Origin of the sequence: Virgifigura deserti (assembly GCA_003576685.1) — a bacterium.
Classification (GTDB): domain Bacteria; phylum Pseudomonadota; class Alphaproteobacteria; order Dongiales; family Dongiaceae; genus Virgifigura; species Virgifigura deserti.
Genome location: QOZR01000008.1, coordinates 31,593 through 47,843, shown reverse-complemented (window position 1 = coordinate 47,843; position 16,251 = coordinate 31,593). Strand labels below are relative to the sequence as shown.

At 64.8% G+C, this 16,251-nt stretch carries 14 protein-coding genes and 1 pseudogene; 4 read left to right on the top strand and 11 right to left on the bottom strand.

Annotated features, from left to right (window positions below; genetic code table 11):
• The first annotated feature begins 1 nt into the window (after position 1).
• The 3 genes from dpdJ to dpdD are packed head-to-tail and all read left to right on the top strand — an operon-like array spanning position 2 to position 7,127.
• Positions 2–4,465 (top strand): protein DpdJ, encoded by a 4,464-nt coding sequence (dpdJ, locus tag DT069_RS14730; RefSeq protein WP_119461079.1) that lies wholly within the window; start codon positions 2–4, stop codon positions 4,463–4,465.
• Positions 4,462–4,974: a phospholipase D-like domain-containing protein DpdK gene (gene dpdK, locus DT069_RS14725; RefSeq protein ID WP_119461078.1), complete on the top strand. Its 513-nt coding sequence runs from the start codon at positions 4,462–4,464 to the stop codon at positions 4,972–4,974. Before dpdJ ends, dpdK begins: the two co-directional genes overlap by 4 nt.
• Positions 4,956–7,127, top strand: coding sequence for a protein DpdD (dpdD, locus tag DT069_RS14720; protein ID WP_162913205.1), 2,172 nt, complete (start codon positions 4,956–4,958; stop codon positions 7,125–7,127). Before dpdK ends, dpdD begins: the two co-directional genes overlap by 19 nt.
• A gap of 19 nt (positions 7,128–7,146) precedes the next feature.
• Here dpdD and DT069_RS14715 read toward each other — a convergent pair whose 3' ends face one another.
• The 8 genes from DT069_RS14715 to DT069_RS14680 are packed head-to-tail and all read right to left on the bottom strand — an operon-like array spanning position 7,147 to position 13,781.
• The gene (locus DT069_RS14715; protein WP_119461076.1) at positions 7,147–7,725 is read right to left on the bottom strand and encodes a VUT family protein; all 579 of its coding nucleotides are present in this window, start codon (positions 7,723–7,725) and stop codon (positions 7,147–7,149) included.
• On the bottom strand, positions 7,718–8,443 hold the full coding sequence (gene queC / locus DT069_RS14710) for a 7-cyano-7-deazaguanine synthase QueC (RefSeq protein WP_119461075.1): 726 nt from the start codon (positions 8,441–8,443) through the stop codon (positions 7,718–7,720). Before queC ends, DT069_RS14715 begins: the two co-directional genes overlap by 8 nt.
• A complete protein-coding gene (locus DT069_RS14705) occupies positions 8,436–8,816 on the bottom strand; it encodes a 6-carboxytetrahydropterin synthase (RefSeq protein WP_119461074.1) in 381 nt (126 codons plus the stop codon). Before DT069_RS14705 ends, queC begins: the two co-directional genes overlap by 8 nt.
• The gene (queE, locus tag DT069_RS14700; RefSeq protein ID WP_119461073.1) at positions 8,816–9,448 is read right to left on the bottom strand and encodes a 7-carboxy-7-deazaguanine synthase; all 633 of its coding nucleotides are present in this window, start codon (positions 9,446–9,448) and stop codon (positions 8,816–8,818) included. Before queE ends, DT069_RS14705 begins: the two co-directional genes overlap by 1 nt.
• Before the next feature lie 2 nt (positions 9,449–9,450).
• Entirely contained in the window at positions 9,451–10,551 is a 1,101-nt protein-coding gene (dbpB, locus tag DT069_RS14695) for a DGQHR domain-containing protein DpdB (RefSeq protein WP_425450251.1), read from the bottom strand.
• Positions 10,496–11,827, bottom strand: a complete 1,332-nt coding sequence (gene dpdA, locus DT069_RS14690) for a tRNA-guanine transglycosylase DpdA (RefSeq protein ID WP_119461072.1) — start codon at positions 11,825–11,827, stop codon at positions 10,496–10,498. The genes dbpB (DT069_RS14695) and dpdA overlap by 56 nt, the downstream gene beginning before the upstream one ends.
• Entirely contained in the window at positions 11,827–12,945 is a 1,119-nt protein-coding gene (gene dbpB / locus DT069_RS14685; RefSeq protein WP_119461071.1) for a DGQHR domain-containing protein DpdB, read from the bottom strand. Before dbpB (DT069_RS14685) ends, dpdA begins: the two co-directional genes overlap by 1 nt.
• Positions 12,942–13,781: a hypothetical protein gene (locus DT069_RS14680; RefSeq protein ID WP_119461070.1), complete on the bottom strand. Its 840-nt coding sequence runs from the start codon at positions 13,779–13,781 to the stop codon at positions 12,942–12,944. Before DT069_RS14680 ends, dbpB (DT069_RS14685) begins: the two co-directional genes overlap by 4 nt.
• 532 nt (positions 13,782–14,313) lie before the next feature.
• Here DT069_RS14680 and DT069_RS14675 point away from each other — a divergent pair.
• A complete protein-coding gene (locus DT069_RS14675) occupies positions 14,314–14,706 on the top strand; it encodes a VUT family protein (protein ID WP_425450250.1) in 393 nt (130 codons plus the stop codon).
• Between the two features lie 63 nt (positions 14,707–14,769).
• Here DT069_RS14675 and DT069_RS14670 read toward each other — a convergent pair whose 3' ends face one another.
• From DT069_RS14670 to DT069_RS14660, 3 genes and pseudogenes are all read right to left on the bottom strand, one after another.
• A complete protein-coding gene (locus tag DT069_RS14670; RefSeq protein ID WP_119461069.1) occupies positions 14,770–15,090 on the bottom strand; it encodes a DUF736 domain-containing protein in 321 nt (106 codons plus the stop codon).
• A gap of 26 nt (positions 15,091–15,116) precedes the next feature.
• Positions 15,117–15,350, bottom strand: a complete 234-nt coding sequence (locus tag DT069_RS14665; RefSeq protein WP_119461068.1) for a DUF2274 domain-containing protein — start codon at positions 15,348–15,350, stop codon at positions 15,117–15,119.
• A 14-nt stretch (positions 15,351–15,364) separates the two neighbouring features.
• Positions 15,365–15,914 (bottom strand): annotated as a pseudogene (locus DT069_RS14660) (TraB/TrbI/VirB10 family type IV secretion system protein).
• Positions 15,915–16,251: the final 337 nt, after the last annotated feature.

Sequence of the window (16,251 nt, the reverse complement as noted above, 5' to 3'; positions counted from 1 at the left end):
GATGAGCGATCTCCATCTCCTAGAAGCCATCGAGCGGCTCGAACTCCGGGCGCTCCGCTGGGGGTTCGCCGACGGATCGCTGTCGGAGACGGAGGTGGCCGCGGTGGCCACGGAGTTGCTAGGCGTGGATGAAGGTGACGAGGCGCTCGACAGTTTGCTCCGCCGGCGGCTCCTGCTCGAAGTGTGGGGCCCCGGCGACGAGATCCGGATCCGGTCACGTTTCGCCGAGGCGATCCGGCTCCTGAGCCGCGCTCGCCAACTGTTCCCCGGGCGGCCTTGGGCGGCGGCGCCGCGACTCGTCTCGGACTACAGGGTGGATATCCGTCGCCGTCGCTATCCCCGCCGCGACCTGCCGGCCACCAAGGTGTTCGCTCGAATCGCTGGCGGCGCGCCGTCCCCCCTCCGTGCGGCACTGTGGGCAGCCCTTACGGTTGATCAACGCGACCTGGCCGACTTCCAAGAGGAGGCCGCCAAATGTCTGATCGAGGCCCGCGGCGACACCGGTCTGATCGTCACGGCGGGCACTGGCTCCGGTAAGACCCTGGCGTTTTACCTGCCGGCTCTGCTCCGGGTCGCTGAGGCGGTCCAGGTCGGACAGAGTTGGACCAAGGTGCTCGCGATCTATCCCAGGACCGAGCTTCTCAAAGACCAGTTCGCCGAGACTTATCGAATGGCGCGTCGGCTGGACACGGTGATGGCGTCGCCGCGACGTCGCCTGACCATGGGGGCTTTTTTCGGCTCCACCCCCGGCCGCGCCGACCGACAGGACATCGCCCGGCGGGGTTGGCGGGCCCGCCAAGGTCACTTCGTCTGCCCCTGGATGCCGTGCCCGCGGTGCGGCGGCGACCTGCTGTGGCGGGAGGAAGACATCGCCGAGTCGCGGGAGCGACTGACGTGCGCCGCCGGGCGCTGCGACCTCCAGATCACCGACGCGGAGATCGTCCTCACCCGCGGAAGCTTGACCCGCACGCCGCCCGACCTGCTGTTCACCACCACGGAGATGCTCAACCAACGCCTCTCGGACCTCAGCGCGCGGCGGCTCTTCGGTGTCGCCCAGGTGGCCGGCCGCAAGCCCCTCTTCGCGCTCCTCGACGAAGTGCACACCTATACGGGCGTGTCCGGCGCCCAGGCGGCGCTCACGCTGCGCCGTTGGCGGCACGCGGTGGCGGCGCCTGTCACCTACGTGGGACTGTCGGCAACCCTGAGCGAGGCGCCCCGGTTCTTCGCCGATCTCACGGGCCTTGACCCGTCGCGGGTGCAGGAGGCGACTCCGCAGGCCACGGTGGAGGAAGGGGCTGAGTATCAGGTGCTGCTGCGTGGCGACCCGGCTTCGCAGACCTCCCTACTCTCCACCTCGATCCAGAGTCTAATGCTGATCGCTAGACTACTGGACCCCCAAGGGGCTGGAACTTCGGGCGGTGCCTTCGGCAGTCGGGTCTTCGCCTTCACCGATAATCTCGATGTGATCAACCGTCTGTTCGACAGTCTGCGGGACGCCGAAGGCTTGGACATATTCGGCCGTCCCCGCCCGGGGGCTGCGCCCCTGGCCGCCCTACGGCTGCGTCCGCCGGACCTGACCGACCAGATCCGCCGGGAGCGCGACGGTCAGGTGTGGCGGGCGGTCGAGACCATCGGCCGTCGACTGGACCGCCCCCTCCTCGTCGGCCGCACGACCTCCGAGGACTCAGGCGTGCTGGCCGATGCCGACGTCGTTGTCGCCACCGCTTCGCTCGAGGTCGGGTACAACGACAGCCGGGTCGGCGCGGTCCTGCAGCACAAGGCGCCTAAGGACACAGCCTCATTTCTGCAACGCCGCGGTCGAGCCGGACGGGTCCGGGGCATGCGCCCCCTGACCTTGACGGTGCTGAGTGATTACGGCCGCGATAGGATCGCCTTCGAGGCCTACGAGCACCTGTTCGATCCCACCCTGCCTCCGCAGCGCCTGCCGATCAGCAATGACTACGTGCTGCGCATGCAAGCCACATTCGCGATGTTCGACTGGCTCGCCAACGAGTCCACGGCCACGCGGGGATGGGCATGGGACGTCCTGAGCCGGCCACCCGACCCAGACCGGCCATCGGGTGGACGCCTCCGCGAGAACGCCAAGCGCCGCCTCGTGCGTCTGCTCGAGGGCGACCCCGCAGCGATCGCCGGGCTCTCGGGGCATCTGCAGGACGCCCTGAAAGTGGATGCGGCGACCGTCGAAGGGCTGCTCTGGCGTCCGCCCCGAGCGCTGCTACTGGAGGCGGCGCCGACCCTGGCGCGCCGGCTGCACCGGGACTGGCGCAAGGCCCATGGTGTCGACGAGCACGACCTCGATCTGCAGACGGATTGGCACCCCCTGCCCGACTTCGTGGCCCGCACCCTGTTCACCGACCTGAACCTGCCGGAAGTCACGGTCATCCTGCCGGCGGCGACTGTGCGGGACCGGGAGAAACAGAAGGCGATGGCGATCGCCCCAGCCTTGACCGAACTGGCGCCGGGGCGGGTCACCCGCCGGTTCGCCGTAGAACACGGTGGCCTCAACCATTGGTCGCCCCTCGACCCGGATGGCGGCGACCAAGACATCCCGATCTCCACATATGCTGAGGTGGCGGAGCCGGTGGGCGAGTTCGAGACGGAGGGTCACCCGGTCCCCGTGTACCGGCCTTGGCACGTGCGACTCAGCCATGCTGCCAAGCATGTAGCGGGGCCCACCTCCAACGCCTGGCTGGACTGGCGCAGCGGTTTCGTCCCGCATGGAGAGCCCACTTTCGTCGAACTGGGGGCGCGGAACCCCTGGCGGGAACCGATCCCGCAGCTCTCCGCCTACCTGCACCGTCACCGCAGCCATGTGAGCGTCCGCCGCTTCGCAGTCGGCGGCGAGGCGGTGATTCGGCGCCTCAGAGGGGACCGCCGGATTCGCTATCGGTTCGTCGAGTCCGACAGCGCCCCCGCGGCAGTCGGCTTCGAGATCGAGGTCGACGGGCTCTCGGCCCTGCTCAACCTGACCGATGCGGAGACCCGGATCCCGGACCTGCCGGCGAGCCTGCTGGCCAGTTGCCGGCTCGGCTACCTGCGCCATCGGCTGCTCGCTGATCCTCACCTCCCGGCTGAAGTGGACACCTTCCAGCGGGACTGGCTTCACCAGAGCTTCGTGGCGACCGTGCTGGTCCGCGCCGCCGCTGACGGCATCGACCTCGCCACCGCCGCCCTGGCAATCCTCGATGATCCACAGGCGGGCGAGCACCTCGCGGCCGCCTTGGCGGCGATCTTCCAGGGACAGGGCGTCGCCGACCATCCCGCCGAGATCGGAGACGACGAGGAGGCCTTTGCCACCGCAGGCGACGGAGCGGTCAGCGCCCAGGCGCAGAGCCTGCTCGACCTCTTTCAGAGGAACGAGGTAAGGGACTGCCTCCGCGCCCTAGCGCCGGAGATGACCCGACCGGACCCTCAGGCGCTCTCGCAGTGGATCCTCGAGACGGTCACTGCGACCACGGCCGAAGCCCTACTGCAAGCCTGTGTCGCGCTCGTGCCTCGCCACATCTCGAGCGACTCCCTGGTTGTGGACGTGGAAACCGGCGCGCCAGCCCGGCTCTGGATCACCGAGTCGACGCTCGGAGGGGCTGGGGTCCTGCAAGCCGTCTTCGAGCGGGTCACGGATGAGCCGCGCGTGCTATTCCGAGCGCTGGAAGCTGCCCTAGCACCCACCGACTACGAACTTGCGGCCGAGGGGCTTGAGACATTCGTGCGCCTGGCGGTGGGCGACGCGATGGTCGCCGAGGCCCTGCAGTTGTTGCGCGCCGCCACGAACTACGATGATCGTGAGGACCGACAGCGGCGCCTCTACAACTTGTTGAGCGAGCGAGGCCTCGACGTCGGCCACGCCCTCAGCGTGTCCTTGAACGCGCGCCTGCTGACCCCCACGAGCGGACCCGCACCTGACGCGCTCCTGGTCGACCTGCTCGATCGCTGGCGGAGACTGGAGGCGCAACTTGGCGTCTCAATCGGGGTGCGCGAGATGGCGTTCGTGCTCGCACTGGACCCAGATATTCGGGCACGGGTGCGGGTAGCGACAGGCCTGCCGCATAATCTGGGCCCTGCCGAAGCCGCTCAGGTGCTGGCAAATCTCCTCTGGCCAAGGGGTCTGGAGATCAGCCAGCGCGCGCTGCAGTCCTACAACCGCTACACCCGGCGACGCAGCACCGACCCACGACTGGCTCGCGCCCTGTTGCAGCCCGCCGGCCGACGCATTGCGCTAGGCGACGAGGGCTGGCGTGAGGCACTTGCCGCCACCTTGGCCCAGGAGGGCGCCGCCGAACTTTTCGCCCGCACGCCGGACCTCCCCGCCATGCGCGCCGCGATCCTGGACGCTCTGACAACCCCGATCGACGTGGGCTTCCTGCAGTTCTTCCCCAAGATCGAACGCACCGAGCGCCAGGCCGACGGTCTCGTTGTCGTACTGGTGGTGCAGGAACAAGTATGAGCTCTCGCGACCTCACCGGACCGGGTCAAACCCGCGCGATCCGCGACGTCTTGCAGTCGCTGTTCGCCGCCGAACTGCTTCGACCCAGCCGGCGCCTATGGATCGGCTTCGGCTGGATCAGCGATATCGAGATCCTCAACAACGAAGCTCGACAGTTCTCGGCCCTGCAGCCGGACTGGCCCGCGGCTGCCATCCGGCTCTCAACCGTAATCGAAGCCGTAGCCGCAAAGGGCTGCGACGTCGTAGTGTTGATCCGCGACCATACCAACAACCGTGGCTTCATCGAGCGGATGCGCCCGTTGCAGGAAGCTGGTGCCGTGCGGGTGATCATCGCGCCAGACTTCCATGAGAAGGGACTGCTCGGCGACGACTATGTGCTGTCCGGCTCAATGAACCTCACGTGGAACGGTATCACGGTAAACGACGAACACGTTCTCTTGCGGACTGATCCAGCCGCCGTCGCAGAGCGGCGCCTGCAACTCGAGGAGAAGTGGGGGGCGCACCTGTGATCGGCGCCGAAACCTCCCAGGCCCGAAGCCTGGCCCAGGCCTACCGGTCGGCGCTTGGCGACAGCGCGGATCCTCTTCTCGAAGTGTTCGACGCGACCAGCACCGACCCGGCGTTCCCAGGTGCCCTTTTCGCCTGGCCACGCAACGCTGGCCAGGCGCCGGTGTTTTACGCCGCGGCGCAGACACAGGCGCAGTGGCGGCGATTACGGCCTCTCCTGTTGGCCTTCGTTGGCCCGACGCTCACGAACTTCTCCGGCTCGCCGACGCGGCTAGACGCGGCGCGGCCGCATGAGCAGGTCCTCGCCGCAGCCGACCTGGCGGCCGTAGTCCGCCTCGTCCCTACCCCTGAGACGGCGGCCTCCACCGTGCGGGGGCTGCAACGGCTCGTGGCAATGGTGGCGCGGACACCGCCAGATGCCGAGCCGCCGGTCGAGACCACGGGTCGCTTACTTGCGCGGATCCGCGACCACCTGAACGCCCTAGCGATCGACGATGCACGACGTCTCCTTGAGCGCTGCCGCAGCGAGCATCGCCTAGACGCCCTGAACCTGAAATTCCTAGAGATCGAGATCCTGGCTACGGCGCGGGATTGGCGCGCGATCACCGCCCTTAGCGGCTTCGACGACCTCTTACGGACGCGTCGCCCGCCCGCCGTCACCGCCGCGCTCCTCGAGGCCCTCTACTGGTCGAGCTTCGAGGACGCCGCACCCGACATCGCCGCCTACGCCGAGGGTCCGCGAGCGCGTGCCCGCGACCTCGTTCGGTTGCCCGCGCCTCCCAGCATGAGAGAGGGGGCGTGGCGTCTCTACGCACTCGAAGCGCTGTCGTCCGACGCTCCCAGCCGCACGCTCGCGGAAGCCGCCCTGGCATCAGGCGCTAACCTCGGCGGGTTGGCAGACGCACTGGTCGCCATCACGACGGCGCTCACTCCGCCTGAGCCGCCTCCGAACTCGCCCACGGCTCGGACCGCCGCCGCGCTCGTTACGGCTGATTTGAGCGGCGCGCTCTCTGCGGTGGATCAAGCCAGGGCTCTGCTCGCCCAGTTGACCGAGGCCGAGCGGGCAGACCTGTTGCAGTTGGACCAACCGCGGCGGGCCCTGGCCGCAATCGCCGAGATCTTCGGCGCGGAGCCGGCGCCCGCCGACTGGACCGCCTGGCTCGCAGCACTCGACGACAACGGCTTCACCCAGGCCCTAGCGGTCGCGCGCCAGGGGGCTCAGGAATGGCGCCCAGGGTTGGGCGACCCTGTGGAGATCGCAACCCTGACCGAAAGGCTCAATGCGGTCCGGGACGAACCGCCTGCGTCGGACCGTCTCGTGGAGGGCCTTCCCCACCTAGTCGCGTGGCTGCAACGCGACCCCGACTTTCCGCGAACAGTGGGCTATCCCGTCTACGAGGCTGCACTTGAGCGGCTGATACTCGGCGGACGCGCCGCAGCCCCAATGCTGGACTCCGCTGGGGTGCTGGCGAGGGCCATGCTGGCAATCGGCCCGCCGCCGGCAGCATATGCGCGGTTGCTGTCTGACCTGCTGGAGTTCTCAGGTCAGGGCGCCGGGGTGCGAACTGCCTACTGGCTGATCGAGCTACTCGAGGAGACAGTCGCCGCGCCCGCCCCGGACCAGCCGGCCCGGGAGCGGTTCTGGCAGGACGCCGTTGCCCGGCTCATCCCGATCGCTCCGCAACTTTCGAACCTGCAGCGCGCCAGCCTAGCTCGGCTCGCCACCTCCTTAGCTTGGGGAGAGACCCTACCGGAGGCACTTGCAGTCGGATCGGACGCTGGCGCCGACGTCGCCTTCGCGCAGCGCCTAGCGGGGCAAATGGTGGCCATCTATACCCTGATGGAGTCCGCAGCTGCACAGGCCTCGGATACGCTCAAGGCACTGGCTCCGGACGTGGATGTCCGCGTGAACAGCGACCATGGTGGGTCGAGGTCTCTGCGTGCCCTCGCCGAGAACGCGGACCTCTTCGTAGTCGTTGCCGCATCGGCCACTCACGCAGCCACAGACTTCATTCGCTCGAAGCGGGGCGACCGACCCCTCACCTATGCGGCCGGACGTGGCGCGATCAGCATTCTCAGAGCAGTCGAGGAATGGGTTCTGCGGTCGGACAGTGGTCCGAAGACGGGTATCGGTTCAACCACAGCCGGACTCTAGGTGCGTCTAGAGAAATTTCTCAGGGACCGGTCAATGCTGGCGCGAGGCCAACCCTCCGATCACGCTCACGGAGCCATACCAGGAGAGGTAGGGCGGCGATAACCATCCAGAGCTTTCCGACCACTTGTCCGGCAAGGAACTCGAGGCTGCCAAACGCCACGGCAAGGAATAAGAGGCTATCCACGACAAGGCCGACGACGCTGCTCGCCATTGCCGCGACTACGAGTCCCCTCCGCTGCAGGGGTGTATAGACAGCGAGATCGGCGGTCTCAGACAGAGCGAAGGCCGTGATGGATGCGAGGACGAGGGCTGGAGGCGCGAACACGGCCGACAGCGCGGCACCAACGGCAATCGCTACGGCCGACCACAGAAGACCGAGCCGGCGCTGGACCAGATCGCGTAGAACGAACGCGAGTCCGACCGCAAGCACCCCGCTGGGGGCCGACAGCCCTGGTGCCACCGGAATGAGGCACGGTCCGTTCGGGACGCAAACCGTGCCGACGTTGCCGATCAGCCAGTTGGCCAGGGGGACACACGCGGCAAAAGCCACAAACAGGATGGCGCCCTCAAGACGGCGCCGACGATCAAGGTTAGGCATGCGCCGCCTCCGACTCGGCCTTGGACGATTGGTAACGTTCCCATCCTTGTGCCCGCAGATCGCAGGCAGGGCACTCACCGCACCCAAAGCCCCAAGCGTAGCGCTGATCGCGCAATCCTTTGTAGCAGGTGTGGGTCTCATCGCCGATGAGGCGGACTAGCGCTTCACCGCCAAGCGTTTCGGCAAGCGCCCAAGTCTGAGCTTTGTCGATCCACATGAGCGGCGTATGAACAACGAAGCGCGCCTCCATGCCGAGATTAAGCGCGAGCTGCATCGCCTTCATCGTGTCGTCGCGGCAGTCGGGGTATCCGGAGTAGTCGGTTTCGCACACGCCGGTGACAAGGTGCTTAGCACCCCGTCGGTAGGCGACTGCGGCGGCGAACGTCAGGAACAGAAGGTTGCGGCCGGGCACAAAGGTGTTGGGCAGCCCGTTCGCTTGCATGCCGATCTCGGCACCGCGCGTCAGCGCCGTATCACTCACCTGGCCGAGTACGGCCAGGTCAATCAGATGATCGTCGGCAAGGCGGGTTTCCCAGGTCGGAAAGGTGCAGCGCAAAGAATCGAGAACACGGGGCCGTACGTCGAGCTCTATTCGGTGCCGTTGCCCGTAGTCAAACCCGATGGTCTCGACGCGCTCGAAGCGATCCAGCGCCCAAGCTAAGCAAGTCGTCGAATCCTGGCCGCCGGAGAAGAGGACTAAGGCGGTGCTGTCATCCATGGTTCGTCTCCCCAGGTCCGAAGTAGCTGCACACGTCGCCGCTGGAGTCGCGGTAGACCGTCACTCGCGCCAGGCCGCTGCAGACCGGCGACACGCGCCGCCAGATCCACACCGAAAGGTTCTCCATTGTCGCTGGCCCCAGGTCCGACACCTCGTTCAAGAAACGGTGATCAAGGCCGTCCCGCGCGGCTTCGAGCGCACTCTCGAGCAGTCCAAGGTCCACGACCATGCCCGTGATAGGATCGGGGCGACCGCGCACCGTCACCTCGGCGCGGTAGGAATGGCCGTGGATGCGACGGCTTGATTCTCTCTCGATGTCCCGCTCAAGGGTGTGAGCGGCGTCAAAGCGGAATTGCTTGCTGATTTCGAACATCAGCGGATCCCAATCATCTTGTGAGACTGGAGAGAGAGACGCCAGCGCGGATTGTTGGTGCAATAGAAGATGGCCGCCTGGAGATTGTCTGCAGCCGACGGTGAGTCCATTGGCTGCAGAAAGAAATGATCAAACGCGAGGCCCTCGAACCGTTCTGGCGGGGCGCCCTCCTGCGGATAGACCAACTTCAACTCGTTCCCGCGGAGCTGAACCAGATCGGCACCCTGTTTCGGGCTCACACAAATCCAATCCAGACCTGGCGGGGCGATCTGCGTTCCATTGGTCTCGATAGCGATTTCAAACAACCGCGCGTGCAGCGCATCTATCAACGCCTCATCAACTTGAAGAAGCGGCTCGCCGCCAGTTAGGACAACATAGCGGTGGGCACGGAGGTCACCCCACTCCGCCTCGATGGCATCGGCCAAAGCCTCGGCGTCGGCAAAGCGGCCGCCGCCGGTGCCATCCATGCCGACGAAATCCGTGTCGCAGAATGAGCAGATGGCGGATCCGCGATCGATCTCGCGACCCGTCCAGAGATTGCAGCCGGAGAACCGACAGAAGACGGCAGCACGGCCACTCTGGGCGCCTTCTCCTTGCAGCGTCTTAAATATCTCTTTGACGGCGTAGCTCATCGTTAGCAATCTGTTCTTTTCAGGAGCGGTGTCGGCGCTGCCTTGAGCTTACGTCTAAGGTCAGCCTTCACAATGCCGACAAGGTAATGTTTGAGAAGCGCGATATCGCGATTAACATTCTGAAGTGTGTTCCAGCGACGCACTTCACCGCCCAATTTCCACTCGCCCGAGGTCCATGCGGTCTTGCCGACGAGACAGGCCAAGCCCTCCCGGAAATCGTCGACAGCGCGGGCACCGCTGCGCTGCGCCAGCACCTCCATGACATCACCCATGGCCTGGACGCCCGCGCCATGCACGAGGCGCGAGGTCGACGGTTTGTGCCCCCACCACGCATCGGGAAAGACGCACTTAACCGCTTCGAAGAAGGCCGACATCAGGTGCACGCACCGATCCGGTCCGTTTGTCTTCCGGATCAGCTCTCGCATGACTCCGTTTGTGAGGCTTTCCATGATGATCTTCTGGATAACCGTGTCAGCGATGATGCCATCCGGGCAGGTGTGCTGCTTAATTTCCCCGCGCAGTGACGTCTTTTCGAAGTTCAGCCGCGCAGTGAGATCGGCCGCCACCGACCGTCGAGCGAGCCTGGGGGGCAGGCCCTCGACCGTAGGCAGCAGTTCGTAGATGAGCGACTTCGGTAGTGGGCGAGTATTGTTGATGAGGACGAACTGGCGTCGGAGCTCGGCCTCATCTCGACAAACAAGCGCCGACACGAACACCTGGAAGTCACGATCGAGTTCTGAAAGCGCCGATAGCCGCTGCTGGCCGTCGACGACCAGGCCGGGAGCACCCTCACCGATGTCGATCGTCAACATGGCCGACCCATTGCCGAGGTCATCGATCACAACCCGATTGGTAAACGCGATCACGATAGGATTGGGCAACACGGCATTGGGCTTCTCGAGATAGTCGCGGATCTCGTGGATATGCGCCGCCACCTGTGGACGCTGGAAGCCGCTAAGCTCGCCCTGCGCATTGCGGCCGATCCGTTCGATGGAGGCAAAGCGCAGCACGTCCGAGGCCTTCGCCGCGAACGTGAGCACCTCGTGCTCACTGCTCTGCTGCGCACAGACGGCGAGGTAGTTCAGTTGGTCGGTTGATGGCACGTTTCAGATCCAGTCGTTCGATATGGCTTTTGTAGATCGCGAGATTGTGGATCCCGCGGCGCTTGTTTCGATTGCTGCCTCGAAAGATGATCACGTCGACCGAGGCGCTCACGCAGATAGCGCAGCCGCATCGCTTCCAAGGTCGCTCGGCCAACGTACGCCGGTAGCGAGCGGCCAGCTTTGCCATGGCCGGACTTCCTCCGCAGTCGTCGAAGGACTTCTCCTCAACTAGCAGCGCGCTGTAGACAAGGACGTTGTGCAGCGTCTCTTCGAGTTCAGCCTCGCCCCGGTCGTAAGCGCGCAGCGAGCCCAGCGCAGCCGCCTCCATCCGCAGGAGATCTTCCGCACGGAACACCCCCTTCTTGACTGACCGCTGTAGCTTCGGATTTTCGATCGCCTGCGGCACGCGGATCGCCGTGAAGTAGTGGAGGGCCAGTCCCTCGCCCGGAAGATAGTAGTTCTGCTTTGCGTCCTTAAAGGCGCGGATGAGCGGCGATGTTGTATCGAAGCTGGCGATGTCGAACCCATGAAAACTGTCGATATCATCGGCCTTGGCGAAGCCGAGAATGTGCAGTTTAGTCGACCATGGCACCGCGTCGCGGATGGCGTCGAGGCAGAGCTTGATCTCCGGCGACTTGAGCGGGACCATGCCGCCGATAGCGAGGTAATCGTAACCCATTGCGACGAGGCGCCGGGCCGCTTCGGCCATGCTTCCCGGCGACCATCCTTGAACTACCCCAAGTGGCGTGAAGCTCGCATCGATCTGCTCTGCCTCGCGCCTGAATGCGTCGGCATTCTCCAGCGTAATGTCGAAGCGATTCCGTGCGTCGGCCGAACCACCGTCCACGCCGCTCCCGGCGCTGTCGAAGTCGAAGATGATGTGGTCAACGGAACAGCCGTGGGTGAACCCGCAGTCCTCGTAGAACTCGACCATCTCTACCGCGGAGTATGGTGGCCTCTCCTCGCTGACGTAGCTGAAGGCGCCACAGTCACCGAAGATGTCGAGATGAGCGAACGCGGGCTTGTCGAGGCGGAGAAATTTGCGTGCGCCAACAAGTTCGAAGCGGCGTGCCTGGCTCGCCGTATATTTCCCCTTCACACGGTGATCGCCGATTATGCCGCGCGACACCAGCACTCCGTCATACGGTGCGTAGCCGAGGATTTCGTGCGGGTAGGAGTCATCCCAGTATGGCTGGCGCTCCGCCGGGCTCCGATCTGCAATGAAGTCGAAGTTCGGATCTACATAGTCGAGGCTATCGGCGAAGACGAACTTCATTACTGACCTTTCGCCAGATCACGCTCAAGGTGCATCAGATGATCGCTGAGCTTGGAAATGTGTTGCGACGTCGATTGGATCGCGTTCCACGCGAGCCCTAAGCCCTCCCATGTGCCGCTCGTCCAGCGGCAGTGCGGAGCAAGGCGTTTGAGCGTCTGGCGCACCGCCGACGCGCGGTCGGCGCTGCCATCAGTGCGCAGCATGATCTGGTCCATCAGCGCCCCCATCGCGCGGATGCCGGCACTGTGCATGAGCCGGCTCTCCGTCGGGGCCTTGCCCCAGGCGTCGGGGAAGGTGTCACGGACAGCGGACCAGTAGAGCACTAACGCTTCATACATCGCGGCGGTGTCTGTGCCCTCGCCGTTGCGGCGATACTGGCCGAGAGCCCCCATCGGTGACCTGAGGCTCAGGCGCATCATCTCGACCAGCGCAGTGTCGGTGACCAAGCCCGACTTGTCCTTGGTATTGGACTCACGACGGATAAGCCCGTGGAAGGGCGAACTTGGATCGGTGTTGAGCGCTTCGCACAACGCGCTCGGCAGTTGCCGCGCAGCAAGATCCCGCGGCAAGAGCACCCTGACTTCCGGCAGAAGCTCGTTGATCAGCCGCGTCGGAAGTGGCCTCGCCTTGTTAACGAGAATGAACTGCTCGCGCTGCGTCTCGAGTTCTGCGGAGACAAAGCCGATCACCGGCACGGCGATCGACCGGTCCTTAGCCTGCGCCAGAGCGAGCGACCGTTGCTGACCATCGACAATCCAGGCGGCTCGTCGGCCCTCGGGATAGATTGGGATCGTCAGCGTGCCCGCGTCTCCAACTTCGCAGAGCTTGCCGGGCTTGCGGCCGCGTGCGGAGGCGAATTCGACTTCGGGCGACATCGCCAGGATGATCGCGTTCGGGAATAGCACTGGGCCGCTATCGAGAAATTCGGTGATCGCCTTCACGTGATCTCGGATTTCACGCCGTTGAAAGCCCTTGAGTTCCTGATCATCGCGCCGGATGCGGCTGATGTCGGCGATCCTGGTGATATCGGCCCCATACAGGAAGAAGGCGAACACACTGGTGCCACTAGCCTGCTCCGACCGCACCGCACGCACGCTGAGGTGCTCGCGCCCAGTCATGCTCGCGAGGCCCGCACTTCGCGCACCAGTTCTGCAAAGCGGCCTTGCTCACATGCAATGTTGAGTTCGTCCCGAAACAGCCTCAACAAACGAGCCGAACTGCCATTGGCTGCCTGCCAATTTGCGGCGATGAGGTCACGCATGGTTTCATCGTCATGGCGAACGCGCTCGAACCGTGCAGGCATGCGCCAGCCATCGAGGGCTGCCGCGACGGCGGTCGCATCGGCCTCGGCAGTGCGGTCTTGGCCGATGTTCATCAAATGCTCGGCAAAGTGTCGCACGGCGCGGCCGGCGAAATCGCTGCGCGTGCCAGCGATCGTACTGTCGGGGCCATCGAGCCGATCGTCATATGGCATGACGAAGCGGCGCAGCGCCGGCTCGATCCGAGAAGCGGGTGCGCGCGTAAAGATGCGGAGCCGCTCCAAATTGGTCGCCGGGAGATCGATGAGATCGGCCGCCAGCATCTCGATATACGCTTCCGAGAGCGCGGCACAGATGACACCGCTGGTGCCGGAGAGGGATTCATGAAGCGGCGTAGAGTAAGGCGAAACGGGGAGAAGCTCCCGCCACCAAGCCGCAGGCGTGAACGTGTCGATCGCGCGCGAAGCTATGCTATCTGGCGCGTCAATAAGGACGGTGCATGAGTAGGGCGGCACATGTTCGGAGGCATCAATCAAGCCGAGCCCTGCCGACACGATCAGTAATCGCGAGTCCATGCGTTTGGCTGCCGCGGCCGCCTCCTGGAAAGCCCGACCACCGTAGATATCCGAAGCTATGAAGCGCGGCTCGGCCGATGCAAGGCGCTCGCCCCAGCGCACCGCAAGATCGGAAAGCATTGCCTTCGGAAGAGACGACGCATGGAGATCATCGGACACTGGCTTACGCTTACGATTCGTGCAGGTGGTAATCACTAGCGGCATAAATGCCGTCCTCATCCGCCCCTGTTCCGTGCATTTATTATAGACCACCATGGCTATTTTGGCTACATTTAATCTCAACACTCAGAGCCGGACAGACCTAAAAATGATCGCCTGCGCTATCGACACACCGCACATGAAATGCACACGCGCTGCCTTGGCAATCGATGACGCAAGCACATTTGAGGCTACTGCTGCGGTCACTGCCGGCCGGCCGAGTCCGCGTCATAGGCTACCGCCGTCTTTGACTGACAGTGTCGGAAACCGATGTGGAGCCTGACGATGGTTGATCTCGAGCGCCGTCGTCGAAGGCGCCGTTTTTTCTAGTGGCGTTCGCAGCGTGTATCCCGGCGGCCAATTGGCTGATTGAGAATATTGGCACGGCCTGCATCAGTGGGGGCCCTGTCTCGTTCCCGTCGCCCCCGGCATTGCTGTGCCGAGTGACGTCCTGATGATCGGATTAGCACTGGTGCTGCGTGACTTGATCCAGCGCCGACTCGGGGTGGGATGGGCAATCGGCGCGATTGCATTCGGCGCAGCACTGTCGGCGGCGTTCGCGCCCGCAGCCCTTGTATTCGCCTCGGCGATGGCATTTGTGCTGTCTGAGGTCGCCGATCTCTTCGTATATACGCCGCTCCAGCGACAATGGCTGATGGCTGCAGTGCTCGCGAGCGGTATTGTTGGCCTGCTGGTCGACAGTATCGTTTTCCTATGGCTTGCCTTTGGAAGCCTGGATTTTCTAGTCGGCCAAGTCGTCGGCAAAGCGTGGATGACTCTCCTCGCCCTACCTGCCATTGCCTGGTTACGGCGCCGCGACTTGCGTATCGGCATGCAAGCCGCTTGAGCGGGGCCAATGGACGGCTCCTTCGGCTGCCTGGGCAGCTACTTAGCTCAATGTACCATCGCGTCACTCCAACCGACGGCGACTCCATACTAGTTGCGCTTGATTGCGCGCGGGGTCTACAAACATCGCCGCTGAGATGGGTTGAGAGAGGCTCGGGTCGTCGATCTGGACACGAAGGTACTCTCGTGGATTGGTACTGCTCGTTCGATGGCGCCAAGCTGCTCCCAAATCGCAATGGCCCGCCAGCACTCGGAATTCCGGCGCCCGGTCGCTGTCGCGATTGTCATTGGGAACAAGTCGCACCTTCATGTCGATCATGAGAGTGCGGATGGTGCCGGCCCAGCCACCATCCTTGGTGGCGGTGAAGGTGCCGATGGTCGACATAACTGTGCCTCCTTTCGTTACTGGGATCAACTGCGTCTCGGGGAAGAGCGCTCGCGCCGCGCTTTTACAAAGCCTCGATCGGCAGCGAGGAAGCTCTCCAGCATGTAGGGGATGAGTGCCGCGACAGGCTCGGCTTCCCCGTAGGCCTCCCGGTAGAGCTCGGCATAGGCCTGCAGCGCCGTGTTGAGCTCAGGTGCCACTGTGATGGTGATCTTGACCGGCATGCGGTCCGGGAGCTTCGAAAGTTTCAGGCCGGACATAGCTCTCTCCTCCGTCAGCCGCGGTAGGGCCGCAACACCAGATCCTTGTGGACGATGACGCGGAGCGGCCAGCCAGGCCGGACGGTGATGGTCGGCTGGATGTCGAGGTTGCGCTCGGTGAAGCGTTGGCCGGCGCGGTTGGCGTCGCGCTGCGCGGACTCGCGTATGGCCCGGAGGAGATCGCTCTCTTCGTCGTCGAAGGTCAACTCGGTACCGACGCCGAGCAGCGTCGAGAGGGCCACGCCGGTGAGGAGCCGCCAAGTGTGGTAGTCCACCGCGTCCTCGAGCCCGGCGTAGCCGGCGGTATCCGTCGCCGGCAGGTTCTCGATCACGATCGAGGCGCCGTCCGGCATGACGATGCGGTTCCAGATGACGAGCGCCCGGCTCTGCCCCAAGGCGACGACGCTGTCGTACTTGCCGATCAGGCGCGCCCTGCGGGATCAGGAGATACCGCCCCGTCGGGGTGTCGTAGACATTCTCGGTGACCTGCGCGATGACCAGCCCCGGCAGATCGGAGCTGATGCCGGTGGCCGAGGAAGAGCAGCGCAAGCATTGGGAGTCCACAGACCGCTAGACTCGCGCCAGAGTGACGCGCGGTCAGCCTCGATGACCGGGGCCCGGGCGCGATCTCGGGCCTTGGGTGTGAGAGCGGTAGCGATCCGCTTTGCGCCGGGACCCGGTTCATCCAGGATCGCGCCGCTTGCGCTGACGCCGTGGCATCGGGAGATCCGACCGGCCTCGGGCCGGACCATCGGCGCCTCGGGCTGGCAGATACGACTGGACTTCCCGCGCACGGCAAGCGTTGCTGGGGGCCGACGACAGGACGTGATGGGCCGCCTCCGGCCCACCTGCCCCGACCGGCCGACCGGCGGGGCTGTGAGTGGTGGAAGCGCCGCGATCA

Bases quoted from the DNA above. Each gene is read 5' to 3' on its own strand.
- DT069_RS14715 (WP_119461076.1), bottom strand. From the start codon at position 7,725: ATGCCTAACCTTGATCGTCGGCGCCGTCTTGAGGGCGCCATCCTGTTT.
- DT069_RS14705 (WP_119461074.1), bottom strand. From the start codon at position 8,816: ATGTTCGAAATCAGCAAGCAATTCCGCTTTGACGCCGCTCACACCCTT.
- DT069_RS14670 (WP_119461069.1), bottom strand. From the start codon at position 15,090: ATGTCGACCATCGGCACCTTCACCGCCACCAAGGATGGTGGCTGGGCC.
- dpdA (WP_119461072.1), bottom strand. From the start codon at position 11,827: ATGAAGTTCGTCTTCGCCGATAGCCTCGACTATGTAGATCCGAACTTC.
- dpdJ (WP_119461079.1), top strand. From the start codon at position 2: ATGAGCGATCTCCATCTCCTAGAAGCCATCGAGCGGCTCGAACTCCGG.
- DT069_RS14675 (WP_425450250.1), top strand. From the start codon at position 14,314: ATGATCGGATTAGCACTGGTGCTGCGTGACTTGATCCAGCGCCGACTC.
- queE (WP_119461073.1), bottom strand. From the start codon at position 9,448: ATGAGCTACGCCGTCAAAGAGATATTTAAGACGCTGCAAGGAGAAGGC.
- DT069_RS14665 (WP_119461068.1), bottom strand. From the start codon at position 15,350: ATGTCCGGCCTGAAACTTTCGAAGCTCCCGGACCGCATGCCGGTCAAG.
- dpdK (WP_119461078.1), top strand. From the start codon at position 4,462: ATGAGCTCTCGCGACCTCACCGGACCGGGTCAAACCCGCGCGATCCGC.
- queC (WP_119461075.1), bottom strand. From the start codon at position 8,443: ATGGATGACAGCACCGCCTTAGTCCTCTTCTCCGGCGGCCAGGATTCG.
- dbpB (WP_119461071.1), bottom strand. From the start codon at position 12,945: ATGACTGGGCGCGAGCACCTCAGCGTGCGTGCGGTGCGGTCGGAGCAG.
- DT069_RS14680 (WP_119461070.1), bottom strand. From the start codon at position 13,781: ATGCTTTCCGATCTTGCGGTGCGCTGGGGCGAGCGCCTTGCATCGGCC.